General features: G+C 69.5%; 20 protein-coding genes. 13 read left to right on the forward strand and 7 right to left on the reverse strand.

Annotated features, from left to right (window positions below; all coding sequences use genetic code 11):
* Positions 1-550 precede the first annotated feature (550 nt).
* The 8 genes from YWY_RS0112075 to YWY_RS21750 all read left to right on the forward strand — a co-directional run bounded on the left by YWY_RS0112075 (position 551) and on the right by YWY_RS21750 (position 9620).
* Positions 551-1495, forward strand: a complete 945-nt coding sequence (locus YWY_RS0112075) for an MBL fold metallo-hydrolase (protein ID WP_028847810.1) — start codon at positions 551-553, stop codon at positions 1493-1495.
* A 5-nt stretch (positions 1496-1500) separates the two neighbouring features.
* Complete coding sequence (locus tag YWY_RS0112080) at positions 1501-2670, forward strand: thiolase domain-containing protein (RefSeq protein WP_028847811.1); 1170 nt, start codon at positions 1501-1503, stop codon at positions 2668-2670.
* Between the two features lie 5 nt (positions 2671-2675).
* Positions 2676-3317: a flavin reductase family protein gene (locus YWY_RS21735; RefSeq protein WP_051310264.1), complete on the forward strand. Its 642-nt coding sequence runs from the start codon at positions 2676-2678 to the stop codon at positions 3315-3317.
* Between the two features lie 99 nt (positions 3318-3416).
* The gene (locus tag YWY_RS0112090; protein ID WP_028847812.1) at positions 3417-4574 is read left to right on the forward strand and encodes an iron-containing alcohol dehydrogenase; all 1158 of its coding nucleotides are present in this window, start codon (positions 3417-3419) and stop codon (positions 4572-4574) included.
* A 91-nt stretch (positions 4575-4665) separates the two neighbouring features.
* Positions 4666-5694 (forward strand): enoyl-CoA hydratase/isomerase family protein, encoded by a 1029-nt coding sequence (locus YWY_RS21740; protein WP_038045044.1) that lies wholly within the window; start codon positions 4666-4668, stop codon positions 5692-5694.
* A 116-nt stretch (positions 5695-5810) separates the two neighbouring features.
* On the forward strand, positions 5811-6752 hold the full coding sequence (locus YWY_RS21745; RefSeq protein ID WP_051310183.1) for a fumarylacetoacetate hydrolase family protein: 942 nt from the start codon (positions 5811-5813) through the stop codon (positions 6750-6752).
* Entirely contained in the window at positions 6749-8230 is a 1482-nt protein-coding gene (locus tag YWY_RS0112105) for an amidohydrolase family protein (protein WP_028847813.1), read from the forward strand. The genes YWY_RS21745 and YWY_RS0112105 overlap by 4 nt, the downstream gene beginning before the upstream one ends.
* A 43-nt stretch (positions 8231-8273) precedes the next feature.
* The gene (locus tag YWY_RS21750; RefSeq protein ID WP_084609217.1) at positions 8274-9620 is read left to right on the forward strand and encodes an MFS transporter; all 1347 of its coding nucleotides are present in this window, start codon (positions 8274-8276) and stop codon (positions 9618-9620) included.
* Between the two features lie 54 nt (positions 9621-9674).
* Here the strand turns inward: YWY_RS21750 and YWY_RS0112115 are convergent, their stop codons facing one another.
* Both YWY_RS0112115 and YWY_RS0112120 read right to left on the reverse strand, forming a co-directional pair.
* Entirely contained in the window at positions 9675-11189 is a 1515-nt protein-coding gene (locus YWY_RS0112115) for a class I adenylate-forming enzyme family protein (RefSeq protein ID WP_028847814.1), read from the reverse strand.
* 196 nt (positions 11190-11385) lie between these two features.
* Positions 11386-12981 carry a helix-turn-helix domain-containing protein gene (locus YWY_RS0112120; RefSeq protein ID WP_028847815.1) on the reverse strand — a complete coding sequence of 532 codons (1596 nt, stop codon included), beginning with the start codon at positions 12979-12981 and terminating at the stop codon, positions 11386-11388.
* A 303-nt stretch (positions 12982-13284) separates the two neighbouring features.
* Here YWY_RS0112120 and YWY_RS21755 point away from each other — a divergent pair, with 303 nt between their 5' ends.
* Entirely contained in the window at positions 13285-13911 is a 627-nt protein-coding gene (locus tag YWY_RS21755) for a TetR/AcrR family transcriptional regulator (RefSeq protein ID WP_156899217.1), read from the forward strand.
* 21 nt (positions 13912-13932) lie between these two features.
* Here YWY_RS21755 and YWY_RS0112130 read toward each other — a convergent pair whose 3' ends face one another.
* From YWY_RS0112130 to YWY_RS0112140, 3 genes are all read right to left on the reverse strand, one after another.
* Complete coding sequence (locus YWY_RS0112130; RefSeq protein WP_028847816.1) at positions 13933-15459, reverse strand: aldehyde dehydrogenase family protein; 1527 nt, start codon at positions 15457-15459, stop codon at positions 13933-13935.
* A gap of 247 nt (positions 15460-15706) precedes the next feature.
* Complete coding sequence (locus YWY_RS0112135; protein ID WP_028847817.1) at positions 15707-16519, reverse strand: class I SAM-dependent methyltransferase; 813 nt, start codon at positions 16517-16519, stop codon at positions 15707-15709.
* Positions 16520-16750: 231 nt separating this feature from the next.
* Positions 16751-17542, reverse strand: coding sequence for an SDR family NAD(P)-dependent oxidoreductase (locus YWY_RS0112140; RefSeq protein ID WP_342665112.1), 792 nt, complete (start codon positions 17540-17542; stop codon positions 16751-16753).
* Positions 17543-17562: 20 nt separating this feature from the next.
* On the opposite strand from YWY_RS0112140, the gene YWY_RS21760 reads away from it, so the two are divergent.
* A complete protein-coding gene (locus tag YWY_RS21760) occupies positions 17563-18582 on the forward strand; it encodes a zinc-dependent alcohol dehydrogenase (protein ID WP_051310186.1) in 1020 nt (339 codons plus the stop codon).
* On the opposite strand, the gene YWY_RS23305 is transcribed toward YWY_RS21760, so the two are convergent.
* Positions 18573-19400 carry a TetR/AcrR family transcriptional regulator gene (locus YWY_RS23305; RefSeq protein ID WP_051310187.1) on the reverse strand — a complete coding sequence of 276 codons (828 nt, stop codon included), beginning with the start codon at positions 19398-19400 and terminating at the stop codon, positions 18573-18575. The two genes, YWY_RS21760 and YWY_RS23305, sit on opposite strands and share 10 nt — an antisense overlap.
* Before the next feature lie 219 nt (positions 19401-19619).
* A complete protein-coding gene (locus tag YWY_RS0112155; protein WP_038045045.1) occupies positions 19620-20807 on the reverse strand; it encodes a CaiB/BaiF CoA transferase family protein in 1188 nt (395 codons plus the stop codon).
* A gap of 136 nt (positions 20808-20943) precedes the next feature.
* On the opposite strand from YWY_RS0112155, the gene YWY_RS0112160 reads away from it, so the two are divergent.
* The 3 genes from YWY_RS0112160 to YWY_RS0112170 all read left to right on the forward strand — a co-directional run bounded on the left by YWY_RS0112160 (position 20944) and on the right by YWY_RS0112170 (position 25423).
* Positions 20944-21942 (forward strand): ABC transporter permease, encoded by a 999-nt coding sequence (locus YWY_RS0112160; protein WP_051310188.1) that lies wholly within the window; start codon positions 20944-20946, stop codon positions 21940-21942.
* Between the two features lie 54 nt (positions 21943-21996).
* Positions 21997-23076 carry a sugar ABC transporter substrate-binding protein gene (locus tag YWY_RS21770; protein ID WP_051310189.1) on the forward strand — a complete coding sequence of 360 codons (1080 nt, stop codon included), beginning with the start codon at positions 21997-21999 and terminating at the stop codon, positions 23074-23076.
* A gap of 217 nt (positions 23077-23293) precedes the next feature.
* Positions 23294-25423 (forward strand): ABC transporter permease, encoded by a 2130-nt coding sequence (locus tag YWY_RS0112170; RefSeq protein WP_245566653.1) that lies wholly within the window; start codon positions 23294-23296, stop codon positions 25421-25423.
* Positions 25424-25433: the final 10 nt, after the last annotated feature.

The raw sequence follows: 25433 nt of genomic DNA on the forward strand, positions 1-25433 counted from the left end.
TGGCAGCCGTTCGCGCTGAGCGGGTTCGCTCCGGCCTCGGCGGCGAACCCGGTGAACGCCGCTACATGGCCGGAGGTCGCCTGTTCCCCGGACCGCAGCGGGCAAGTCCGGCACGAAGATCGTCCGCGCGTGCGCTCACACCGGCAGCATGCGTTGCTGGTCCAGGTTCCGACATCCGAGACCGTCCGCGCATGCGCTGACGCTGGCCGCGCGCTTGTGCCCGCTGTGCCGGTTGTGTGGTGTCGGCCAGTTTTGGTTGCCGTCACGCGGTGACGCTCCGGTGGTCGTTGTCCGGCGTGCTGGCCGCCCGGTGATGGCCGGTTGACATCCCCGGCGCTGGCCGCCCGGTCATGGCCGGTTGACACCGCCCAGCGCCCACGCTACACATATTTGCATCCGAGTGTAAATAAGCCGGATGCGGGACGCGCGTCCGGCGTACGCGGAAGGCTCGCCGTCTTGACAGGGCATGACCCTGACCCTAAATTTACATCAGAGTGTAAAAATAGTCTCGAGTGTATCTATCGCTCGTGGTGACCGTGAAGGAGTGCCGATGACAGACGACCACGCGCCCGAGTCGCTCGGCCCCGGTGAGCTGGTGGAAGTTGCCGACGGCGTGCACGCGTGGCTGCAGCAGGACGGATCGTGGTGGATCAACAACGCCGGCGTCGTCGTCGGGGACGCGGCGGCGGTGCTGATCGACACGTGCACCACGGAGCGCCGCACGCGCGAGCTGCTCGACGAGGTCGCGCAGGTCAGTCACGACAAGCCGCTGCGGTACGCGGTGAACACCCACCACCACGGCGACCACACGTTCGGCAATTCGCTGCTGCCGCCGCACACCGTGTTGATCGGTCACCGCGCCATGCGCGAAGCACTGCTGGCCGACCGCACCCTCGAGGCCTTCCCGCCGTACTGGTCGCCCAAGCCGGACTTCGGCAACCTGCACCGCCGGGTGCCCGACCTGACCGTGGAATCGGCCGTCACGGTGCACCTCGGCGGGCGGCACATCGAGTTGATCCACCCCGGGTACGCCGCGCACACCGACGGTGATCTGGTGGCCTGGGTGCCGGACGCGCGCGTGCTGTTCGCCGGCGACCTGCTCTTTCCCGGGCACACGCCGATGATCCTGGCCGGGGCGCCGACCGGGGCGATCCGCGTGCTGGACTGGATCGCGGAGTTCGACGCCGAGGCGATCGTGCCCGGTCACGGTGACGTGGTGTGGCGTGCCGAGATCGACCGGGTGCTGGACGAGCACCGCCGCTACTACGAGTTCGTGCAGGCCGAAGCCAAGCGCGGCCTGGAGGCCGGGCTGAGCCCGCTGGAGGTGGCGCGCACGGCCGACCTGGGCGACTTCGCCGATCTGCTGGATCCGGAGCGGCTGGTGCTCAACCTGCACAGCGCCTACGCCGAGGCGGCCGGTCGCAAGGCCGACCGGACGACGGCCTTCGAGGACGTCCTGGCCTGGCTGGGGGCCCCGATCCGGACGAAGGTGTGATGGTCATGTCGCTGAACGCGCACATCACCGGATGGGCGCACACCCGCTTCGGGAAGCTGTCAGCCACGTTGGAAGAGCTGGTCGTCGAGGTGACGCGAGGCGGCCTGGCGTCGGCGGAACTCGAGGCGTCGGAGATCGACGCGATCTACTACGCCCAGTACAACGCGGGCATGCACCCGCTGACGTTCGGTTCCGCGCTGCCGCTGCAGGCGGACGACCCCCTGTGGGGTGTGCCCGCGACGCGAGTGGAGAATGCCTGCGCATCAGGAGCGACGGCGGTGCACCAAGGACTGCTGGCGCTGCGCTCCGGTGTCGCACGGCACGTGCTGGTCGTCGGCGTGGAGAAGATGACCGAGACCGACGCCGCCGGAGTGCGCAAGGCCCTCATCGGCGCCGATTACGAAAAGGCCGGGACAGACTACCCGTTGGGCTTCGCCGGACGGTTCGCGCTGGTGGCGCAGGAGTATTCCCGCCGGTTCGGCGATTGCGGCGACACCTTGGCCAGGATCGCGGCCAAGAGCCACCGCAACGCGCTGGACAACCCGTATGCGCATCTGCGCAAGGACTTCGACGAGGAGTTCTGCCGCACGGTCTCGGATGCCAATCCGCTGGTGGCCGACCCGTTGCGACGCACGGACTGCTCTCCGGTGTCGGACGGCGCGGCGGCGCTGGTGCTCAGTGCGGGCTCCGCGCCGCACGCCACCGCCGGCGGGGCGGTGAGCGTCGCCGGGGTCGGGCACGCCACGGACTACTTCCCGGCGGCCAAGCGCGATCCGCTCGCTTTCGCCGCCAGTGCCACGGCGTGGCAGCGAGCCATGGACATGGCCGGTGTCGGTGTGGCGGACTTGTCGTTCGTGGAGGTGCACGACTGCTTCACCATCGCCGAGCTGGTGCTGTACGAGACGTTCGGCCTCGCCCCCGCGGGCAAGGGAAGCACGCTGCTGGACGACGGCACGGTCTACCGGGACGGCCGTCTTCCGGTGAACCCGTCCGGCGGGCTGAAGTCCAAAGGCCATCCGGTCGGCGCCACCGGCGTGAGCCAGCTCGTGCTGGCGGCCATGCAGCTGACCGGCAGCGCCGGGGCGATGCAGCTGCCGGAGGCGAGCGTCGCCGCGGTGCACAACATGGGCGGGCTCGGCATCGCCAACTTCGTCACCGTGTTGCGGGCAGGGTGATCGTCATGACCTGGGAGTACGACACGATCCTCACCGACGGCCTCACCGAGCGGGAGGCATACAAGCTGCTCACCGGGATCGTCGTCCCCCGGCCGATCGCCTGGATCACCACGTGCAGCGAGGACGGCGGGGTGAACCTGGCCCCGTTCAGCGCCTACGTCATCCTGTCCAACAACCCGATGATGATCGGCGTGTCGGTCGGCCGCCGCGGCGCCGACGTGAAGGACACCGCGCGCAACATGAAACGCACCGGCGAATTCGTGGTGAACGCGCCGCACGTGTCGCAAGCCGAACAGGTGCATTTCAGCGCCGAAGAACTGCCGCATGGGGTGAGCGAGGTCGAAGTGCTCGGGCTGGCGACGGTGCCGAGCAAGGCGGTGTCCGTGCCCCGGCTGGCCGATGTGGCCGTCGCCATGGAGTGCGTCTTCGACCAGGCCATCGAGTTCGGCCTGTCCAGGACCGAGCTGATCGTCGGCGAGGTGAAGGTCGTGCACGCCAAGCGCGGGCTGGTCCGCGACGGCAAGATCGACACCGCCGAGCTGGAACCCCTGGGACGGGTGGCGGGCCCGCGCTATGCCGGCATCGGACCGGTCCGGTCGTTCCGGCCGCTCACCCACACCCTGTACACCGAGCAGAACGGCGCCTGATCGGCCCTCGGGCGGCGGTGCGGCTTTTCGCTTCTTCGTCCTTTCCCTGCTTGCTGTTCCTTCCTTGGCGATTGCCGATTTTCCCGCGGAGATGGTCGCATGATCTCCACCGTCGCCCAGCCGAGCCGGATCCTGATCGGAGCGGGCGCACGCCACAAGGCCGGCGCCCTGGTGGCCGAGGTGGGCGGGCGGCGCCCGCTCGTGGTCACCGACTCCTTCCTGGCGGGCAACGGGGCCGCGGACGAGCTGGTGCAGACGTTCGCCGACGCGGGCCTGAGCGCCGCGGTGTGGTCCGGCACTGTTCCCGACCCGACCACCGACTCACTGGCCGCCGGCCTGGCGGCGGTGACCGCGCACGACGCCGACGTGCTGGTCGGCTTCGGCGGCGGCAGCCCGATCGACACGGCCAAAGCGCTCGCGCTCCTGGCCGTCAGCGGCGGCGCGATGGCCGAGTACAAGGCGTCGCGCAGCAACGACGGACCCGCATTGCCGATCGTCGCCGTGCCGACCACGGCGGGTACCGGGTCGGAGGTCACCCAGTTCACCGTGATCACCGACAGCCGTACCGACGAGAAGATGCTGTGCATCGGCCCGGCTTTCCTGCCCGCCGCGGCGATCGTCGACTACGAGCTGACGCTGACCATGCCTGCCCGGCTCACCGCGGACACCGGCATCGACGCGCTCACCCACGCCATCGAGGCCTACGTCAGCCGCAAGGCCAACCGCTTCTCGGACGGCATGAGCCTGACGGCGATCCGGACGATCGGATCGGCGCTGCGTCGGGTGTATGCCGACGGCTCGGACCGGCAGGCCAGGGAGGCGATGATGCTGGCCGCCACGCAAGCGGGCATTGCCTTCTCCAACTCCAGCGTCGCGTTGGTGCACGGCATGAGCCGCCCCATCGGCGCGCACTTCCACGTGGCGCACGGCCTGGCGAACGCCATGCTCCTGCCCACGGTGACGCGGTACTCGGTTCCGGCGGCCGAGGCCCGCTATGCCGACTGCGCTCGGGCGCTGGGCTGCGCGGCGGCCGACGACGATGACGCCACGGCCGCCCAGGCGCTGGTCGACGAGCTCGAAGCGCTGTGCAACGACCTGGCCGTGCCGACCCCCCGGTCGTACGGCATCGACGAGCGGGCATGGCGGCAGAAGATCCCGACGATGGTCGAGCAGGCCATCGCCTCCGGCTCGCCCGCCAACAATCCACGCGTCCCCACGCCCGACGACGTGGCCGCCATCTACAGCGAGATCTACTGAGAAGGGTCGTCCGAGATGAGCGAGCGTGCCGATGGTCCGTACGCGGCCGTCGACCGAACCCGGGTGTCCACCGGCTTCGCAGGGCCGGACCATGGCTGAGCACATCGACGGCGTGCGGTTCGCCCGTGACGGCGGTGTCGCGCGCATCCGGCTGCACCGCCCGCAGGCTCGCAACGCGGTGAACCTGCCCATGATCATGGCCATCCGCCGCGCCCTGGAGGAATGGCGGGACGAGCCGCTGCGGGTGATCACCGTGGAAAGCGCGGTCGACGGCGTCTTCTGCGCGGGCGGGGACATCCGGCGCGTCCGGCAGAACTCCCTGGAGGGCGATCCGCGCGCCAGCGACGAGTTCTTCGCCACCGAGTACCGGGTGAACGAGATGCTGGCGTCCTACCCGATCCCCGTCGTCGCGCTGATCGACGGCGTGTGCATGGGCGGCGGGCTGGGCTTGTCGGTGCACGGGCCGTTCCGGGTGGTGACCGAACGGGCAGTGCTGGCCATGCCGGAGACGGCCATCGGCTTCTTCCCCGATGTCGGGGCGTCCTACTTCTTGTCCCGGCTCCCCGGCGGCCTCGGCCTCTATCTGGGGCTGACGGGCGCGCGGCTCAGCCCTGCGGACGCCCTCGACGTGGGGCTGGCTACCCACTACGTGAAGGCCGCGGATCTCCATGCCGTTCGCCAAGCACTGGCGGAGGAGGCTGGCCCCGTCGACGCCGTCTTGCGACGGCACGTCTCGCGGCCTGAACCGTCCGGGCTGGCCCGTCACCGAGACACCATCGATGCGGTGTTCGGGGACGTCACCGACCTGGACGAGGTGTTCCGGCGGCTGCGCCACGACGGGAGCGCGTGGGCGCGTCGGACCCTGGCCACGCTGGAAGCGATGTCGCCGCAAAGCCTGGCCCTCACCTTCGACCTGTTGCTGTGGGGGAGGCAGCGCAGCCTGCGGGAATGCCTCGATGCCGAACGTGCGGCCGCCAGGCGCGTGGTGACCAGTCCCGACTTTCTGGAAGGCGTGCGCGCGGTACTGGTCGACAAGGACCGGTCGCCCAGGTGGGCGGCGTCGGAGTACTTGGGCACCGGCCGTGACGGTGTCGTCCGCTGGGTCGTCGACCGGTCTTGAGTTCCGGCGCCCGCGTGCGGCAAAACGGACGTATTTCCTCTTGACTCCCGGCAGACGCAGGCGCAATATCTACATCACAGTGTAAATGTAGGCTCGAGTGTAGATCTGGAGTGGCGATGAAGCTGGTCCGCGTCCGCGAGCAAGCTCGATCCGCATCCGGCACACCTTCGGCTCGGTTCGCCCTCGTGGTCGACGACAAGGTGCATCGCCTTCCGGAGCACTGGGGCTTCGCCGACGCGGTTCGCGCATTGCACACCGGCCGGCTGGAAGACGCCGAGCCGTCGGCGTCCGCGCTGGACGAGTGGGAATTGCTGGCGCCGGTTCCGACGCCGGCGAGCATGCGCGACTGCGTCGGTTTCCTCCAGCACATCCGCAACACCCGGCGCAGCCGTGGTGATCTGGCACCGCTCGGCGAGGTGTGGCAGCAGCGCCCCGGCTTCTACTTCTCCAACCCGAACTCCGTGCACTCGGCCACCGCTGCGGTGACGATCCCGCCCGGCTGCCAGGCGTTCGACTTCGAGCTGGAGATCGCCGCGGTCCTCGGCGGAGGCGGACGCGACCTGACCGCCGAGGAGGCCGAGCAGCTCATCGCCGGATACGTGCTGTTCTGCGACTGGAGCGCGCGGGACTTCCAAGCCGAGGAACGCGCCATGCAGATCGGCCTCGGCAAGGCCAAGGACGCCGCGATCTCACTCGGGCCGTGGATTCTCTCCGCCGACGAGGCGGCGGCGTTCCGGCGTCCGGGCGGCCTCGACATCCCGGTCAGTGCCTCGGTCAACGGCGAGCGGGTGACGGCGCCGGGCACTCGCTACGTCGGCATGGACTGGTCGTACGGGGAGATCGTCGCCTTCGCCTCGATCGGGGCGGATCTGGTCGCCGGCGACGTCGTTGCGGCGGGCACGGTGCCCACCGGATGCTTGCTGGAACATTCCGCGACCGAAGGTTTCCGCGGCTGGCTCGCCGACGGCGACGTGGTGCGGCTGAATGCCGGGCCGCTCGGCGAGATCGTCAGCCCGGTGGTGGCCAGCCCGACGCGAGCGCAGTGGAGGCAAGCATGAGCAGCACCAGCTCCAGCACCATCTACCGAGGTGCCGAGGTCGTGCTCGGCGACCCGCGCGACAGGGACGTGCGCCGGGTCGACATCGAGGTGCGCGACGGCATCATCAGCCGGATCGGGCCGGACCTGGAGGCGGGTCCCGGTACCGACGTGGTGGACGTCTCCTGGGCCTGGATCATGCCGGGCATGGTGGACAGCCACCACCACCTGTGGCAGGCCACCATGCGGGCGGTGACCGCGAACTTCACCCTCGACGAGTACTTCTGGACCATCCGCCGCAACCACTCGCTCCGGCACCGCGCGGTGGACATCTACAACGGCACGCTGGGCGGCGCGGCCGGCATGCTGGATGCCGGGATCACCGCGACCGTCGACTTCTCGCACTGCATCCTCACCCCGGAGCACGCCGACGCCGGCATCGAGGCCTTCCGTGAGTCGGGCATCCGCGGCGTGTGGTGCTACGGCTTCTACGACCCGCCGCTGGACGAGCCATGGTTCACCACACCGGAGCAGCGGTACGCGGACGCGCGGCGTGTGCGGTCTCAGCACTTCCCGTCCGACGACGACCACGTGCGGTTCGGGGTCGCGCTGACCGAAATGGGCCGTGCGTCCCTGGAACAGGTGGCTGACGAGTTCCGGACCGGCCGGGAGCTGAACGCGTTGGTGCACGCCCACACCAACACCCGCTATCACGCCGGCGGGCAGCCGTCGGACATCCGGCGATGGCACGACGCCGGGTTGATCTGGGAAGGCCAGCTGCACTCGCACTGCAACACCAGCGACGCCGAGGACCTGAAGATCCTGGCCGATGCCGGCTGCGCGGTGAGCTCGACACCGGAAACCGAGCTGGGCATGGGCATCGGGCACATCGTGGTGCGTGCCGCCGACCGGGCCGGAGTCACCACCGGCCTGGGATCGGACATCCAGTCCAACAACGGTCCGGACCTGTTCGCCGTCATGCGGTTGGCGATGTCCGCGGAACGCCACCGGTACCACCAGCCGGTGATCGAGACCGCCGGAACCTCCGGCCTGGACGGCGTCGCGCTGCGTACCGAGGACGTCCTGCACTTCGCGACCCTCGGCAGCGCCCGTGGTCTCGGTCTGGGCGACGTCTGCGGATCCATCGAGGTGGGCAAGGCCGCGGACCTGGTGTTCATCCGCACCGACACGCCACGGTTGCGGGCCGCGGCGCACGTGATCGACGCGATCGTCATGCAGGTGACCGTGGCCGACGTCGACACGGTGTTGGTGGGCGGCCGCCCGGTGAAGACGAACGGCAGGCTCGACCCCCAACTGAGCGCCAAGGCGATCGCCGCGCTGGACGAATCCGCCGCGTGGATCCGCAAGGAGGCCGAGAAGGCGGGCGGGCTGTGGCCGGAGATGCCGTCGTGGATGGGCACGCCCGCCGAGCACCGGCTGAGCAACAGCGGCGTCGAGCGGCGCCCCGTCCGCCAGACGCGGGACAGGCAAGGAGCCTGAAGGTTTTCGCTCACCACTCCGGTTCAACGACGAAGGGAGCCCCATGAGCGACCGTACTGCCCACCCTCCCACTGGGGCCGACGTCTCACCTGCCGAAGCACGACGGGTGATGCGCGCCAGCGTCGTCGGCACCGCCATCGAGTTCTACGACTTCACGCTGTACGGGTTCGCCGCGGTGCTGGTGTTCGGGCCGCAGTTCTTCCCGGCCAGCGACCCGGTGGCCGGCCAGCTCGGCGCCTTGGCCACGTTCGCCGTCGGCTTCGTCGTGCGCCCGCTGGGCGCGGTGGTCGGCGGGCACTTCGGTGACCGGTTCGGCCGCAAACGAGTGCTGATCGCGACCTTCCTGACGATGGGCCTGGCCACGGTGGCGATGGCGCTCGTCCCGACCTACGCCAGCATCGGCCTGGCCGCGCCGGCGATCCTGCTCGTCCTGCGCCTGATCCAGGGCCTGGCCGCGGGTGCCGAATGGGGTGGGGCGGCGCTCATGGCGGTCGAGCACGCACCGCGGAACAAGCGCGGCCTGTACGGGATCGCGCCCGCTCTGGGTACCAACTCGGGCATTCTCCTGGCGGTGCTGGTGATGCTGGCGGCCAGCTACGTCGGCCCGGCCGGGTTCGTCGAGTACGGCTGGCGCCTCGCCTTCGGTTTCAGCGCGGTGCTGGTGGTGTTCGGTTTCGTCGCCCGCCGTAGGCTGACCGAGAGCCCGCTGTTCACCAAGGCCGTGGAGCAGGAACCGCCGCGGGTGCCGCTGGCCACGCTGATCAAGGAACACCCCGGTGCGTTGCTGCGCGGCGTGGTCTACGTGCTGTCCGTGGCGGTGCTGGGCTACACGCTCAGCCCCTACGCCGTCGGCTGGGCGGTGAGCACCCAGGGCTACTCGCAGGACACCATGCTGCTGGCCACCGCGTTCGGCAGCGCCGTGGGCCTGGTGGTGATGGTGCTGACCGGCCTGAACCTGGACGGCAAGCACCGGAGGTACGCGCTGCTGTGGATCGCCATCATGATGATCCCGGCCGCGATCGTGTTCTTCCCGCTGCTGACCATCGGCGGCTTGTTCGGCGCGTCGATCGGCATGATCACCGCCTACGTGTTCGTCACCGCCTACCAGGCGACCGCCGGCTCGGTACTCGCCGAGCTGTTCCCGACCAAGGTGGCCTACACCGGCGTCTCGATGGCCTACTCGCTGGCCTACGTCATCGCCGGGTTCCTGCCGCTGGTGGCGACGTCGATCGTGGCCGCCACCGGCTCGGTGACCTGGGTGGTGGTCATCAACGTGGTGGTGGCACTGCTGTCGCTGACCGTCGCGGTCGGGCACTTCCGCCGGGCCGGAAGGACGGTTGCGCCTGCAGTGGCGGACGAGCCGCTGCCGCAAGGTTCGCCGGCTGCCTGATCACCGTTCCAGCGAGGTGGCGCCGGGCCCCCGGCGCCACCTCGCTGGCGTGCGTCACCAGCCGGGCCACCGGTCCCGCAGCGCCTTCTTGTCGATCTTGCCGACCGCGGTGGTGGGCAGGCGGTCGGTCATGACGACGGCCTTCGGGCGCTTGTAGGAGGTGAGGCGGTCGCGGGCCCCGGCCATGACCTTCTCGGGAGTCAGGTCCGCTTCCGGCTCGGCGACGACGTACGCGACGACCGCCTCGCCCCAGTCCGGATGCGGAACTCCGACCACACAAACCTCGCGCACCCCGGGGATCTGGCTCAGGCCGCGCTCGACCTCGGCGGTGTAGACGTTCAGTCCGCCGGTGATGATCATGTCCTTCTTCCGGTCGACGAGGTAGAGGAAGCCGTCCTCGTCCACGTAGCCGAGGTCTCCGGTGTGCAGCCACCCGTCGCGGAGCGCTTCGCCGGTCTCCTTCGGCCGGTTCAGATAGCCGACGGTCGTGTACGGGGTGCGTGCGGTCACTTCCCCGACCTCCCCGGCCGGGCACTCCGAGCCGTCTTCCCGGTGGATCCGGACCTGGGTCATCAGCACCGGCTGACCGCAGCTGCGCAGGCGGTGTTCCCTGCCTGGATCGACCCGGTGGTCGTCGCGGCGGAGCCGGGTGATGAAGTTCGGCGCCTCCGTCTGCCCGTACAGCTGGACGAACACCGGGCCGAACGTGGCCAGTCCCTGGCGCAGGCGTTCGGTGGTGATGGGGGCTGCGCCGTAGAGGATCGTGCGGACTGACGTCCCGTCGAAGCTCGCGCGCCCGGAGATCTCGTCGAGCAGCCGGTAGATCATGGTCGGCACCAGGAACAGGTAGGTGATCCGGTCCCGCTCGATCCGGTCCACCACCGCCGCGGGGTCGAAGCGCTGCTCCAGGTGCACCGTGGCGCCGCGGGTCAGCGCCGCCTGGGCCAGGAAGCCGGCACTGTGCGGCAGCGGCGAGGTGAGCAGCAGGACGTCGTCGGCGTGCAGGTCCATTTCCAGCAGGTGGCTCAGCAGGTTCATGGCCAGGGACCGCTGGGTGTGCACCACGCCCTTGGGGCGGCCGGTCGTGCCGCCCGTGTACATGATCACGCCGTGGTCGTCGTCCGCCACCGGCCCGGGCTTGTCGATCGGAGCCCCGGAGACGACCGCTTGCCAGGCGCCGTCCTCGACGAGGATCGCGGTCGCATCGAGCGGGCCGTCAGCCGCTTGCTCGGCCGCTGTCCACAGCTCGCGCTCGGCCAGGCAGATGCGTGCGCCGCTGTCGCGCAGCATGTAGGCGTGCTCCTGGGCGGACAACATGGTGTTGAGCGGGACTTTGGCCGCGCCGAGCATCGCGACGGCCAGGTCGGCGACCAGGTACTCGACCCGGTTGTGCATCAGCAGTGCCACCGGCGTGCCCGCCTCGGCGCCGAGGTCCTGCAGATGCCTGGCCGCCGACGCAGCGGCGGCCAGCAGCTCCCGGTACGTCCAGGTCCGGCCGCGGTCCACCACGGCGGGCCGGTCGCCGTGCCGGGACACGGCTTCGACGAGGTATTCGCGCAACACGGTCATCGTGACCACATCCACCGGTGAGTCATGGCACCCCTTCGGTCGCTGGAGTGACGATCGGTACGCACCGAGCGTGCCGGTCGGGCCGGCCGCACCGCGACGGCTTGCCACGCCAGCGTTCCCGTGGATCGTTGTCACGCCATGACAACAACGACGACGCCGCACCCGAACCGGGCGGTGTGACTGTTGCGATGACGTTTCACGGCCCGTCGGTATCGACGGCCTCGATCAGCCGGTGCATGCGCAACGCGGTTTCCAGGCGGAAGCGAACGTCCACGTCACGAAGGTCCGCCCGGAGCAGCTGCTCGATCTTGGCGATGCGGTAGCGCACGGTGTTGTAGTGCACGTGCAGCGCTTCGGCGGTGCGGGCGAGGTGGCGATCGTGTTGCAGGTAGGCCCGAAGCGTGGCGACGTACTCGGTGCCCCGGTCGTTGTCACTGTCCGCCAAGGGGCCGAGGAGATCCCGGACGGTGGTGCGCAGGTGGTCGACGGGCAGGCTGGCCACCCCGAGGATGCCCAGCTCGTAGGCGGAGACCACGGAGGCCGGGCTGCCGTCGTTGATGGCGATTTCGACCGCCGCGCGCGCTTCGTCGTAGGACATCGAGTAGTCGACGATCTCCAGGCACTGCCTGCCGACGCCGGCCACCAGGGGGGGTTTGGTCCCGCGCAACGCCTCGGCGAGCGCCTTGGTCAGGTCGGCTGATGTCGGTTCGCCGACGATGCCGGCCAGCCGGTCGTCCCGCAGGATCGTCGTGCACGAACGGAAGGCCGCCTGCAATGCCCTGGCCACGGCGGTGGCCTGTGCCGGGTCCAGCGCCGATCGGTCGCGCCGGCGCACGACGATCACGTGGGACGGCGGTGCGAGGTCGATCCCGGCCATGGCCGCCTGCCGGGCGAGCGCGGCGGGATCGGTGAACCGGCCGGACAACAGCCGGTCGACCAGGTCACCGGTGATGCGTTCCACGACGCGCTCGCGCTCGGTGACCCGAAGCGCCTGCAGCCGCGCCAGCGCCGCACACAGCTCGACCAGGGCGTGCCCGCTTTCGCCGAGCTCACCGGCGGAGACCACCGTCAGGGTCGTCGCGGGCGAGTCGCTGAGCCGGTCACGCCACGCCGTCGTGCCGTCCGGCCGTTCCTGCCCGGCGGCATGGATGAGCTGGTCGTGGGGGCCATGCAGCTCCACGCGTACGTCGAGGCGGTGCGCCAGGTAATCGACGACAGCGGTCGGCGCGGACACGTCGAGGTTCTTGGCCAGCGCGGCGACTTCTCCGGCCACCCGCAGGAGATCGTCGCGGGCGCCGAGGGCCTGCTCGTGACCGCGGAGCTGGTGCAGCCGCACGGCAAGGTCGTGTGCGGCTTCCAGCGCGATCGCCTTCTCCCGCTCGGTCCAGGAGTGCACGCGGCGCCTGGCCGCGTAGAGGACACCGATGGCCGACTCGGCGACCAGGAGCGGGACGGCGAGCGTGGCGAGGATGCCTTCGTCGTCGATGAGCCGTTTGAGCAGCGGCACCCGGCGGGAGTCGTGCCGGTAGTCCCGGCTGGCGATCGGACGGCGTTCGGCGACGGCCTTCCCGCCGATGCCTTCCCCGACGCCCAGGTGCCAGGTCGACGCCATTTCGGAGGTCACCAACCCGCGGTGGGCGCCCATGACCAGCCGGTCTCCGTCGACCAAGCCGGTCCAGGACACCTCGCAGCCCAGTACCTCGGCCGTGTGATCGACGCACGCCTGCATCGCCTGGGTCTGGTCCCTGGCCGCAAGTAGCCGACGCAGGTATCGCACCGTGGTCGCCGACATGGACGCAGTCTAGGCCGCACGGCGGCGGGGAACGGGAGGTCGCCAGTGCCAGGAGCGTTCCGCCGAGCTCACCGGTACGCCCGGAGTTTTCCCTGGTCACATCGCCTTCGTGCGATCGATGTGCCGATCCGGCGATCGGCGGTGCCGCCGGTGGCGGGTGGTCGGCCCGAGCGCACGGCCGATCCGGATCAGCGCGATCGGCGCTGTCGGCCCACCCCGGGCCGTTCGGCGCGGGGGGAAGGGGCGATCATTGCCTACGGTCAGTGTCGTGCGCTCGTCGCGCTGTCAGCAGGAGGCTGGTTGATGACCGACACGATCCCGCGCAAGCGTCTGCCGGGCTCGGTGCGCAGGGAGGCGATTCTGTCCGCCGCGCTCGACCTGTTCGCCCGGCGCAGTTACGACGCGGTGGGCATGCGCGACGTCGCCGCCGCGTGCAACTTGAGCGCGACCGGCATCTACCGGCACTTCCCGAGTAAGGAAGCGTTGCTCATCGGGTTGTTCGATCGGTTGAGCGACCAGCTCACGGCGGGCATGCGGGATGCGTCGCGGGCCGGGGCACCGCGCCAGGTGCTGGCCGCGCTGGTGCGGTTCCACGTCGGCCTGGCGCTGCGCGAGCCCGCCATGATCCCCATCTACCAGCGCGAGGAGTCGATCCTGCCGCCGCAGGAGCGGCGCCGGTTCCGCCAGGTGCTGCGCGACTACCTGGCGATGTGGTGCGACACGCTGCGGCAGGTGGTTCCCGAGGTGTCCGACGCGGAAGCGCGCACCACGGTGGTGGCCGCGTTCGGCACCATGAACTGCATCGCCTACCACCGCAGCAAGCTCGGCGTCCGGGCGTTGGAGCGGTTGCTGATCGAGCTGGCCGGGCGGACGCTCGGGGTGGACGTCGCCGAGGAGCCCGCGCCCGCACCAATGAGTGCCCACCGCTGAGGTGAACCCCGGCGGCCCGGCTCAGGACCGCGCGCCGGTGTCCTCGGGCACGGAGTAGGTCACGGTGTGCGGCTCGGTGAAGTCGAGCAGGCCCTCCACCCCGAGCTCGCGCCCGGTACCGCTGTGCCGGAAGCCGCCGAACGGAGCGCGGTCGTCCTGCGCCACGGCGTTGTGGTTGTTGACCCACACGGTCCCGGTGCGGAGTCGGTGCGCGGCCGTGGCGGCCCGATCCGGGTCCGCGGTCCACACCGACGAGCACAAACCGGCCCATTCGTCGTTGAGCCGGTCGATCAGGGCGTCTTCGTCGTCGAACGGGATGACCGGCAGCGCGGGTCCGAACTGCTCGGTGGTCACGATGCCGCTGTCGGCGTGCGGATCGAGCACCAGCATGGCGGGCAGGAAATAGCCGCCTGCGGACTCCGCCGCGGGATCGACCGTGCCGAGTTCCCGTACCGGGTGCCCGGCGGCGCGCGCCTGGTCGCACAGCTCGCGCACCTTGTCGCGCTGCCGCGCGTTGTTGAGCGGTCCCATGGACGTGCCGGGGTCGAGCCCGTTCCCGATGCGGTATCCGCCGAGGACGTCCGACATGCCGTCGAGCACCTCGTGGTACCGGCTGCGATGTACGTAGAGGCGTTTGATGCCCATGCACACCTGCCCGGAGGTCAGGAACGCGCCGGTGACCAGCTGTTGCACGGCGGCTTCGTCGAGAGTGGCGTCGTCGAGCACGACGGCGGGGTCGTTGCCGCCCAGTTCCAGCGTGACACGGGTGAGGTTCTTGGCCGCGGTGGTCATCATGTACTGGCCGGCGGCCGTGCTTCCGGTGAAGACGATCTTCTGGACCCGCCGGTCCTCGATCAGCGGCGCCACGGCGTCGTTGTCACCGGTGACCACGTTCAGCACGCCGGGCGGCAGCCCGCGCGCCAGCAGGCGCAGTGTCTCGACCACGGCAAGCGGGCTGGTCGGTGGTGGTTTGACGATCACCGGGTTCCCGGCCACCAGCGCGTAGGGCAGGCTGGCCGCCAAGATCGCCAGCGGCCAGTTGTACGGCACGACGATCGTGGTGACTCCCACCGGCAAGGCGTCCACCCGAGAGCGGAACGGCGGCAGCGACGGGGCCGGAGCTGTCGCGGACTCGGCGTCGTCGGTGGGGACCGGCAGATCCTGACTGGTGCCGAGCTGATCGGCCAGTGACGCGGCGAGCTGACACCGTGCGACGAACACGCCGAGTTCGATCTGCGCTTCCTGGAGCACTTTTCCGTTCTCGCGCGTCAGCAACTCGGCGCGTGCTTGCTCCTGGCCGAGGCCCTGCAGTGCCGAAGTGAGGATCCCGGCACGCTTGGCTGCGGACATCTCGCTCCAGATCGGCCACGCGGCGACCGCGGCGTCGACGGCGGCGGTGGCGTGCTCGCGCGTCGCCGCGGAGATGTACCCGACGACTTCGTCCGGGGCCGCCGGGTTGCGTACCGGCTCTTGGCCGCCTGCCCGGATCTCTGCGCCGTCGATCAGCAGTTCGGTGTGGATCGGCTCGACGCCGGTGGAGGCTGACATGGTCACTCCGTCCCGAAGCGGGTGGAGAAGCGGGTGGAAAGGGCTGTCCCCGCCTACCCGGGTGTGACCATGGGCGAAACGCATCCGAGGTGGCTGGGGTGGAGGGTGCCTGGGGTTGCTGGGGTGGAGGGTGCCTGGGGTTGCTGGGGGTGGAAGGCTTCCGGGGTGGCTCAGGGGGAGGGCGCCCGGGAGTGAGCAGCGGCGGAAGAACGCCCGCGCTCCGAGGCGGGCGCTGGCGGGCCGGGTGTCAGCTCTTGGTGGCGATCGTGATCAAGTACTCCCAGTCGGCTGCCAGCGTGCCGTCTGTGGCCCGGTTCGCCTCGTCGGCCAGCGCAATCATGTCGGTGCGGAAGGCCGCACGCTCGTCCTCGTCCAGGCGGGCCGCGGCCATGTGGGTCGGGCCGTAGTGGGCGAGGAAGAAGTCCGCGAAGAACTCCGCGCTCGGGAAGCGCTGGGTCACCGTGGTCCTGGCGAAGCCGATGTCCGAGACGCGGTCGCCGAGCATCTCCGCCACGGTCGTTTCGTCGCCCCACCGCACGGGCGGCAGTGAGCCCGGGGGCGGTGCGGCGTGGGCGGCCACTGTCTGCAGCAACCGGCCGACGAATCCCGCCGCGGTCCAGTTGGCCAGGCCGATGCGCCCACCGGGTTTGGTGACCCGGACCAGCTCGTCGGCCGTGCGCTGGTGGTCGGCGGTGAACATGACGCCGATGGCCGACAGCGTGTAGTCGAACGAGGCGTCGTCGAACGGAAGGTTCTCGGCGTCGGCTTCCCGGAACTCGACCGCCAGGTCTTCGGCCGCCGCACGGCGCTGGGCGGCTTCGACCAGCACGGGGACGTAGTCGATGCCGGTCACGGCGCAGAACCTGCGCGCGGCGGACAACGCCACGTGTCCGGTGCCCGTCGCGACGTCCAGGACCCGCGCGCCGGGGCGCAGCTCGGTGACTTCGATCAGCGTCTCGGCGACCGGGACGGTGATCCAGGCGATCTTGCCGTAGTCGCCGCTGCTCCAGATCTTCTGTTGCTTGGCCTTGATCTCGTCGAAGGCGGTCGTGCTGGACATGAGGATCCTCCGGCTTCCGCGTCACCCGCGGGGTGCGGGCAACGGCGTTCCCCCTGTGGTTCGCGGTCTGCCGTGCCGGAATTGCGCCTCGTCGTGGCTGGGCCGCTCATTGCTCTGGGTCGGCGCCTGCGGTAGGCCGAATGGGCGCGTGCCGCGTGGCGCGCGGCCGCCGGTCGTGGCCAGTGGCCACCGGCCAGGCAGGAGTCGTCCGATCGGGCGGGCGACGGGGAGTCACAGGCTCCAGCCGCCGTCGACGACCAGCACGGTACCCGTGCAGTACGTGGCGTCCTCGGCCAAGAAGACCGCCGCCGCGGCGATCTCGTCGGCGCTGCCGAACCGGCGCATGACGACGCGCTGGGCGATGCGCCGGCGCGAGGAGTCGGGAACTGCGGCGGTCATGTCGGTCTCCACGTAGCCGGGAGCGAGGACGTTGACGCGGATCCCGTCGCGGCCCAGCTCCTTGGCCAACGACCTGGCGAAGCCGATGAGTGCCGCCTTGGCGCTGCCGTAAGCCGTGTCACCAGCGAAGCCGCGCAACCCCACCACCGACGAGATGAACGTGATGCTGGGGTTGGTGCCTTCGCGGAGCGCGGGAAGGGCCGCGCGGACCAGGTGCGCGTTACCGCCCACATTGGCTTCCAGCACGCCCCACCATTGCGTCGGATCGAGCGTGTCGACGCGGCCGCCTCGCCACATGCCTGCGTTGAGCACCAGGGCGTCCAGTCGCCCCCACTCGCGCAGGACGGAGCCGACGACCGAGTGTGCCGATTCAGGGTCGCCGAGCTGGAACGGCAGCGCCAAAGCTTGTACCGGTAGTTCGGTGCATATCCGCTCGGCCTCGTCCCGGCTAGACCGATAGGTACAGGCGACGCGCAACTGGCGAGCGGACAGGGCCCGTGTGATCGCCGCGCCGATTCCCCGCGAACCGCCGGTGACCAGCGCTGTTCTCGGTGCGGACGACAAAGCTCCTCCAGGTACTGACTGATCGGTACAATCATTTCCCTCGCGAGACTTCGTTGTCAACGTGTCGAAAGGCGGCGGGTATGCGCGCGGTGGTCTTACGCGGACCGGGCAACTACGAACTCGCCGACGTGGTGGAGCCAGGGCCAGGGCCGGGCGAAGTCCTCGTCGCGGTCGAGGCGTGCGGGGTGTGCGGCTCCGACGTGCACCTGGTGGATGGCAGCACCGTCGGCCGATACCCCGTGGTGCTCGGTCATGAAGCCGCGGGCCGGGTGGTGTCGTGTGGGCCAGGCGTCCACGGCGTCACCGAGGGGGTGCGGGTCGCCGTGCTGCCTTATGTCGGTTGTGGCACGTGCCGGCTCTGCTCCCTGGGGCAGGCGCAGGCGTGTGCCCGGCGGGACGTTCTCGGTGTCGATCGTGACGGTGCGCAGGCGGAGCTGGTCGTCGTTCCTGCCGAGTGCCTGGTGCCCCTGCCCGACGACGTACCGAGCGAAATCGGCGCGATCCTCACCGACGCGGTGGCCACACCGTGGCACGCGATCCGGAGGAGTGGGGTCGCGGCGGGGGACCTGGTCGTCGTGCTGGGATTGGGCGGCCTCGGCATGCACACGGTGCAACTGCTGACCGAGATCGTCGGTTGTGCGGTCATCGGGGTGGATCCGCGACCGGAAGCGCGTCGGCGGGCGCTCCAGCTGGGCGCTCAGGCCGTCGTCGCCGATGCGGCGGACGTGGCGGCATCGGCCCGTGACGGCCGCGACGGCGCAGACGCCGCTTTCGACATGGTGGGCTCGCCCGGCCTGATCGACACCGCGTTGCGCTGCTTGCGTCCGCAGGGGCGATGCGTCGTCGTGGGTATCACTCCTGACCGACTGCATCTGCGCATGCGCCAGGAAACCGTCGTCGCCCGCGAGCTGTCGCTGATCGGCAGTTTCGGAGCGACCCGGGCGGAAATCGAGGAACTTGCCGGACTGGTGGCCGTCGGCCGTCTCGACCTTTCCCACAGCGTCAGCGGCCGTTTCCGGCCCGAGGACTTCGGCACCGCGCTCGAGGAAACCCGCGCCAAGCGAGCGGGTTCGGTGCGCGTCGTGATCACCTATTCCTGATCCGCCTCGGCGGAATTCGGCTTGCGCTTTCCGGACCGCCGCTGTGTGGGCAGCAGCTGCCCGTACAGTGCGATGTCGGTGATCTTGTCCGCCACTTGCTCCGGGGTCAGCGGGCCCTTCGTGGCGTCGAACCACACGTAGGTCCAGTTGAGCATGCCGAGCACGCTCATCACGGCGACCGAATCGGCCGACCGGAAAACACCGGCGTCCACGCCTTCCTGCAGCACCTGGGCGAACAGGTCCTGGTGCTGATGGCGCAATTCCGCCAACTGCTTGGCCCGCTTGCCGGTCAGGGCGTGCATTTCCCGCAACACGACGATGACCTCGTCGCGCCGTGCGGCGATCGTCTTGATGTGTTCGCGGGCGAGCGCACGCAGCTTGTCGATCGGGTGCAGATCGGACTCGACCACCCGCTTGCCCCTGGCCAAGGCTTCCTCGACGTGCCGCTTGGACAAGTTGTACAGCAGGTCTTCCTTCGACCCGATGTGGTAGTAGAGCGCGCCGCGCTTGAGGCCCGCCGCATCCCCGAGTTCGGCCACCCCGGTGCCGTGGTAGCCCTTGCGAGCGAACACTTCGGCCGCGACGCGCAGAATGCGCTCGTGCGTGGATTCCTCCGCAGGTGCCTGGTCCTGCGCCCCTGCTTCCGGTGCGTGCCCGTCAGGCTGGGCGGTCGATTCTGCGGACGGTCTGCCCGGTACCGGGTCGGAATCGGCGGGGACGTCGTCGCCGATCGCGGTGTGCGGGAGTTCGGCCGGAGCCTGCGACGATTCGGTCGTGGAGGTGGATCCGGCTGCGCGTACCCCCTGCTGCTTCGGCATGACCCCTCACCTTCTTGCTTTCGGCACCGCTCGTGGCGGCGCCTGGCCGATGCTCTCTCGTGATTTCACGGTACCGACGATGCCGCGTTTGCCTGCGCGGTTCGCACAAACCGCCCACGGCTGTCCGAAGATCGTTCCCGCGCGCCGTCACGCGTCGAAGTGTACCGATCGATCTGTCAGCTTGCCCACTTTGGACGCTTTTTCGGCGGTGGTTGCCTGCTATCCGGACGCGCCGCGGTCGCCGGTGGCCAGTGCCCGCTCGATCTCCTCCTCGGTCAGCCCGATCTCGGCCAGGATCGCCCTGCCGTGCTCGCCCGGGCGCGGCGGCGGCTGGGGGGCTGTCGGCTGATCCTCGCTGAACCTCGGCGCGGGCGCGGGCTGGACGATGCCCGCCACGTCGACGAAGGTCCCCCTGGCCCGGTTGTGCGGATGCTGCACGGCTTCCCCGATGGGCAGCACCGGGGCGACGCAGGTGTCGGTGCCGCCCAGCAGGTCCAGCCAGTACTGGCGCGGCCGGCTGATGAAGACGTCCGCCAGGCGCTTGCGCAGTTTCGGCCAGTGCGCCCGGTCGGTGTGGCCGGCGAGGAACTCCGGGTCGTCGGCGAGCCCGAGCAGGTCGAGCAGCCTGTGGTAGAACTGCGGCTCGATCGCACCCACGCTGAGGTACTTGCCGTCCGCGCACTCGTAGACCGCGTAGAAGTGCGCGCCACCGTCGAGCAGGTTGGATTCGCGTCGGTCGACCCAGCTGCCCTGTGCGCGCAGGCCGTGCAGGATCGTGGTCAGCAGTGCCGTGCCGTCGACGATGGAAGCGTCCACGACCTGGCCTTTTCCGGTTTCCCGCGCCCTCAGCAGCGCCGCGACGACGCCGAACGCCAGCAGCATGCCGCCCCCGCCGAAGTCGCCGACCAGGTTGAGCGGGATCACCGGCGGGCCGTCGCGGTGGCCGATCGGATCCAGGCCGCCTGCCAGCGCGATGTAGTTGATGTCGTGACCGGCGCGCGATGCCAGCGGGCCGTGCTGTCCCCATCCGGTCATCCGGCCGTAGACCAGCCGCGGGTTCCGCTCCAGGCACACGTCCGGTCCGAGTCCCAGGCGTTCGGTGACTCCCGGCCGGAACCCCTCGATGAGCACGTCGGCGCCGTCGACCAGGCGCAGCACCGCGTCCCGGGCGGCGGGGCGTTTCAGGTCGAGTGCCACCGAGCGGCGCCCCCTGGCCAGCAGATCGTGCCGGTGGTCGAGCGGATTGCCCGCCGCGCGGCCCTCGGGCCGGTCGACCCGGATCACGTCTGCGCCCAGGTCGGCCAACAGCATGGCGCCGAACGGTGCCGGGCCCAAGCCGGCCAATTCGATCACCCGGACTCCGCGTAGCGGGCCCGCGGGTCCGGGGCGGTCAGCGGAGCGCGACATGGCGGCCTCCTTCGTCGGGGACTACCGAATCGAGTGAAAGGGTGTCTTGACTCACGTCCGACTTAGTGTACCGTTCGGTCAGTACAAAAGTACGTCACCCGAAACGACCTTCTCCACGGATCGCCTGGGAGTGCGAATGGGAGCGGTTCTGGCGAAAGCTCGGGCCGACGGCCGGTTCCGGTTGTCGCAGGAGCAGATCATTCTCATCGTCGTGGCGTCGCTGTTCGTGGTGTTCAGCGTCCTGCTGGACGGGTTCTTCACCGCGGACAACCTGCTGAACCTGCTCCGCAGCGTTTCCTCACTCGGCATCCTGAGCGTGGCGATGGCGGTCGTGGTGATCGCCCGGGGGATGGATTTGTCTCTGGTGGCGTCGATGGGCGTGAGCACCGCGATCGCCATTCAGCTCATGCGCTCGGAACTGAGCACGCCGGAAGCCCTGCTGATCGGCCTGGGCATCGTGCTGCTGCTCGGTGCGATCAACGGTTTCCTGATCGCGTTCGTGGAGATTCCCGCGCTGTTCGCCACGTTGGCTTCCGGATTGTTGATCTACGGCGTGGCGCGCACGCTGGTACTCGACGGCTTGATCGTCGAGCTGCCGCCGGACCGGGAGTTCGTGCGCTGGCTGGGGCAGGGCGTGGTGTTCGGCATTCCCGCGCCGATCGTGATCTTCGCCGTTGTGGCCCTGGTGGCGCACTTCTTGCTCAGCCGTACCAGGACCGGCCGATTCATCTACGCGCACGGTGACAATGCGGGCGCCGCGGCGCTGACCGGCATTCCGGTCCGCCCGCTCACCTTGATCGAGTACATGATCGCCGGTGCGATCGGCTTCTGCGGCGGGCTGGTCATGGCCGGATCGGTCGGCGGATTCAACACCCAGATCATCGACGGGTCGCTGATCTACGACGTGCTGCTGGTGGTCGTCGTCGGCGGCATCAGCCTGGTGGGTGGCCGCGGCGGGGTGCTGTCCGTACTGGCGGGCACCGCACTGATCGGCGTGATGCTCAACGGAATGACGATCTTGAACATGAACACCCACGAAAAGGACATCGTCAAAGGGCTGATCCTGCTGGCCGCACTGGTCCTGGACAACCGGCTGCACCCCCGAGACGAAGAAACGGTTCGGCAAGGCGACTGAAAGCCTCGATCACCCATCACTCACCCCGGAGGTCATTGCGACAAGGAGGTCGTCATGCGCACGGTCCACCGAAAAGCGCGGCGGTCGGTCGCGTTCGCCGCCGCGGCGCTGATAGCGCTGGCCGGATGTTCGACCGGCGGCGATTCGAACGCGGGCGGGAACGACGGAGGCGAGGGCCTGCCGCCGGACGTTTCCTCGGCGAAATTGCGGCAGCACGCCATCGACAGCCTGAAAGGCAAGACGGCGGCGTTCGTCCCGGTGGGCCTCGGCACACCGTTGACCGAGGAATGGGCGCGCCAGATGAAACGCGGGTTCGAAGCCGCGGGCATGAAGTTCGTCGTCCGCGACCCGAACTGGGACACCGCGCGCCAGGCCGAGGCGGTGCAGTCGTTGATCAACGAAAAGCCCGACGTGCTGGTCGTGCACAACTTCGACGTGCAGGTGCTGGCCAAACTGATCCAGCAGGCGGAGAAGGCGGGCATCTACGTCATCCAGATCAACATGGTGTCCAACTACAAGTCCGATGCGTTCGTCGGCGCGGACACCATCGAGCTGGGCAGGCGGATCGCCACCGACATCGTCAAGGTGTGCGGCAAGGGCACCGACACGTCGCACAAGGTGCAGATCGTGCAGGGTGACGCCACCTCCGGTTTCACGCTCGACGTGATGGCCGGGGCCAAGGAGGTGTTCGACAAGCACCCGGAGATCAAGATCGTGTCCACCCAGGCGGCGAACTGGGACCGGACCAAGGCGCACGACATCACCGCGACGGTCATCCAGCAGCACCCGGACCTGTGCGCCAGCTGGGGCTTCTGGGACCAGATGCAGTACGGCGCGGCGACCGCGATCAAGGAAGCGGGCAAGATCGACCAGGTCAAGGTGTTCACCTCCGACCACAGCTCGATCACCTGCGAGGCGCTCAGGGACAAGCTGTTCTACCAGTCCTACGGCTACTCGGTGCCGACCCAGGGAGCGGACATCGTCGCGATCGCCAAGCAGTTGCTGCAGTCCGGGCGTCCGCCGGGGTCGTCCCGCATCGCCGACTACACCCCGCTGGTGAAGATCGATCGCACCAACTGGGACGAACCGAACATGTGCTACGACGGCAAGACCGACGGCCTGACCGTCTCCTGATCGCCGTCCGGCACGAATCCGCGACTGCGGTCCGGGGCGCTCGTGCATGCCCCCGCGGGCGCCCCGGGCTCCTCACCTTCCGCTAGCCACCTCGTCTGTCAAGGCCGCCGCGCTCGGTGCCATGAAGAGAGCGAGAATTGCCATGACCGCAACCGTGCCACGGCTGCGTCTCGGATCCCGGCCGCCGGAACGGAACGTGCCGGCGAACGAGACCCTCGTGATAAAGCTGCGACACCTGCGCAGGCGCATTGCCCTGCAACAGGTCTTCGCCGAGTTGTTCGAGAAGCGCTGGATGGAGCCGGCCATCCCGCTGGCGCTGTTGATCGGCGTGTTCGTGTTCTTCTCGGCCACCACACCTGGGTTCGCCAGCCAGGAGAACCTGCTGTCCACCTCCGCCGAGCTGGCCGAGCTGTCGCTGGTGTGCCTCGGCATGGCGGTGGTGGTCATCTCGGGCGGGATCGACCTGTCGGTCGGTTCCATGTTCGGCCTGTGCAACATGGCAGTGATCCTGCTGGTCACCCTCAGCGGCCTGCCGGTGCCCGTGGCGATCGCCCTCGGCCTGCTGATCGGCGCCCTGCTCGGCTCGGTCAACGGCAGCATCGTCGCCTACCTCAAGGCACGGCCGTTCCTCACCACGCTGGTCACGCTGATCATCTTCCGCGGCGTGCTCAACCTGCTCGACCTGAATTACTCCGCGCAGACCGCCACCGTGTTCGTGACCGATCCGGTGTGGGAGTGGTTCGGCACCGGCAAGGTGGCGGGCATCCCGTTCAGCTTCGTCACGCTGATCGGTGTGCTGATCGTGGGCCACATCGTGCTCAGCCGCTCCCGGCTCGGCTGGCACATCACCGCGGTCGGCGCCAGCAGGCGGGCCGCGCGGCACGCGGGCATCCGGGTGGAGCGGGTGCTGTTGATCAGCTACGTGTTCTCCGGGCTGCTGTGCGCGCTCGCCGCGATCTTCTACGCATCGCGCCTGTCCAGCGCCAGCGCGCGGGTCGGGGAGGGCATGGAGCTGACCGTGCTCACCGCGGTGATCCTGGGCGGCATCAGCCTGTCCGGCGGCAAGGGCACGGTGTGGCGGGCGTTCATCGGCGCCGCCACGATCAGCCTGCTCGGCAAGGGCCTGCTGCTGATGAACGTCGGCGGCGAGGTGTTCCAGACCGTGCTGGCCGCGGTGCTGATCGTCGCCGTCGGCCTGGACCTGAAGTGGGGCAAGAACCGCGGCAAGGCGATCCAGAAGACCTACGTCAACCCCACCATCGTCGAGTACGGCGAGCTGCAGGACACCCGGCCGGGATCCGGCACGCCGTTCGAGCAGAACGACCGGCTGGTCGGCGCCGAGGCGATCGGCCTCGGGCAGGTCGAGGGTCCCGAGGACGTGATCCTGGACAAGCAGGGCCGCCTGTACTGCGGCACGCGGCAGGGGTGGATTCTCCGCTTCTCCGGGGAGAACTTCGAGCACCGGGAGATCTTCGCCAGGATCGGCGGCCATCCGCTGGGGCTGGCGTTCGATGCGGAGGAGAACCTCGTCGTCTGCGTCGCAGGCATGGGCTTGTACGCGGTGACGCCGCAGGGTGAGGTGCGCAAGCTCACCGACGAGACCAACCGCAACTGGTTGCAGCTGCGCGACGACAGCCGGCTGCGCCTGGCCGACGACTTGGACATCGCGCCCGACGGCAAGATCTACTTCAGCGAGGCGACCACCCGGTTCGAGATGGCCGACTGGATCCTGGACGGGATCGAAGGGCGGCCGAACGGGCGGCTGCTCTGCTACGACCCGGCGACCGGCAAGACCAGGACGGTCATCCGCAACCTGGTGTTCCCCAACGGGGTGTGCGTCAGCCACGACGGCAAGTCGCTGCTCATCGCGCAGACCTGGCTGTGCCGCATCCTGCGGTTCCACATCGACGGCCCGGACAAGGGCCGGCTGGAAGTGTTCATGGAGAACTTCCCCGGCTACCTGGACAACATCAACCGGGCGTCGGACGGCGCGTACTGGGTGGCGCTCAACGGCATGCGTTCCCCCGCCTACGACCTCGCCATGCGGATGCCGACGTTCCGCCGCCGCATGATGAAGCGCATCCCGCGGGACGAGTGGCTGTACCCAAGCATGAATCACGGCTGCGTGGTCAAGGTGTCCGAGCAGGGCGAAGTGCTCGGCACGTGGTGGGACCCGGGCGGTACCGCGCACGCCACGATCACCTCGATGCGCGAGCACGGCGGCTATCTGTACATCGGCGGCCTGGAGAACAACCGCATCGGCCGGATCAAGCTGGACGAGGCCGAGCCGACGGCTTCCTCGTCCGGCCGGGCGGTGCGTTCCGTCGCCGGGTCCGCGGCGAACTGAAAGGAGCCGG

It is taken from the genome of Thermocrispum agreste DSM 44070 (assembly GCF_000427905.1).
Classification (GTDB): domain Bacteria; phylum Actinomycetota; class Actinomycetes; order Mycobacteriales; family Pseudonocardiaceae; genus Thermocrispum; species Thermocrispum agreste.

What these genes read in the sequence shown, in the direction of transcription:
- YWY_RS0112075 (WP_028847810.1), top strand. Translation starts at nt 551, where the DNA reads ATGACAGACGACCACGCGCCCGAGTCGCTCGGCCCCGGTGAGCTGGTG.
- YWY_RS0112080 (WP_028847811.1), top strand. Translation starts at nt 1,501, where the DNA reads ATGTCGCTGAACGCGCACATCACCGGATGGGCGCACACCCGCTTCGGG.
- YWY_RS21735 (WP_051310264.1), top strand. Translation starts at nt 2,676, where the DNA reads ATGACCTGGGAGTACGACACGATCCTCACCGACGGCCTCACCGAGCGG.
- YWY_RS0112090 (WP_028847812.1), top strand. Translation starts at nt 3,417, where the DNA reads ATGATCTCCACCGTCGCCCAGCCGAGCCGGATCCTGATCGGAGCGGGC.
- YWY_RS21740 (WP_038045044.1), top strand. Translation starts at nt 4,666, where the DNA reads ATGGCTGAGCACATCGACGGCGTGCGGTTCGCCCGTGACGGCGGTGTC.
- YWY_RS21745 (WP_051310183.1), top strand. Translation starts at nt 5,811, where the DNA reads ATGAAGCTGGTCCGCGTCCGCGAGCAAGCTCGATCCGCATCCGGCACA.
- YWY_RS0112105 (WP_028847813.1), top strand. Translation starts at nt 6,749, where the DNA reads ATGAGCAGCACCAGCTCCAGCACCATCTACCGAGGTGCCGAGGTCGTG.
- YWY_RS21750 (WP_084609217.1), top strand. Translation starts at nt 8,274, where the DNA reads ATGAGCGACCGTACTGCCCACCCTCCCACTGGGGCCGACGTCTCACCT.
- YWY_RS0112115 (WP_028847814.1), bottom strand. Translation starts at nt 11,189, where the DNA reads ATGACCGTGTTGCGCGAATACCTCGTCGAAGCCGTGTCCCGGCACGGC.
- YWY_RS0112120 (WP_028847815.1), bottom strand. Translation starts at nt 12,981, where the DNA reads ATGTCGGCGACCACGGTGCGATACCTGCGTCGGCTACTTGCGGCCAGG.
- YWY_RS21755 (WP_156899217.1), top strand. Translation starts at nt 13,285, where the DNA reads ATGACCGACACGATCCCGCGCAAGCGTCTGCCGGGCTCGGTGCGCAGG.
- YWY_RS0112130 (WP_028847816.1), bottom strand. Translation starts at nt 15,459, where the DNA reads ATGTCAGCCTCCACCGGCGTCGAGCCGATCCACACCGAACTGCTGATC.
- YWY_RS0112135 (WP_028847817.1), bottom strand. Translation starts at nt 16,519, where the DNA reads ATGTCCAGCACGACCGCCTTCGACGAGATCAAGGCCAAGCAACAGAAG.
- YWY_RS21760 (WP_051310186.1), top strand. Translation starts at nt 17,563, where the DNA reads ATGCGCGCGGTGGTCTTACGCGGACCGGGCAACTACGAACTCGCCGAC.
- YWY_RS23305 (WP_051310187.1), bottom strand. Translation starts at nt 19,400, where the DNA reads ATGCCGAAGCAGCAGGGGGTACGCGCAGCCGGATCCACCTCCACGACC.
- YWY_RS0112155 (WP_038045045.1), bottom strand. Translation starts at nt 20,807, where the DNA reads ATGTCGCGCTCCGCTGACCGCCCCGGACCCGCGGGCCCGCTACGCGGA.
- YWY_RS0112160 (WP_051310188.1), top strand. Translation starts at nt 20,944, where the DNA reads ATGGGAGCGGTTCTGGCGAAAGCTCGGGCCGACGGCCGGTTCCGGTTG.
- YWY_RS21770 (WP_051310189.1), top strand. Translation starts at nt 21,997, where the DNA reads ATGCGCACGGTCCACCGAAAAGCGCGGCGGTCGGTCGCGTTCGCCGCC.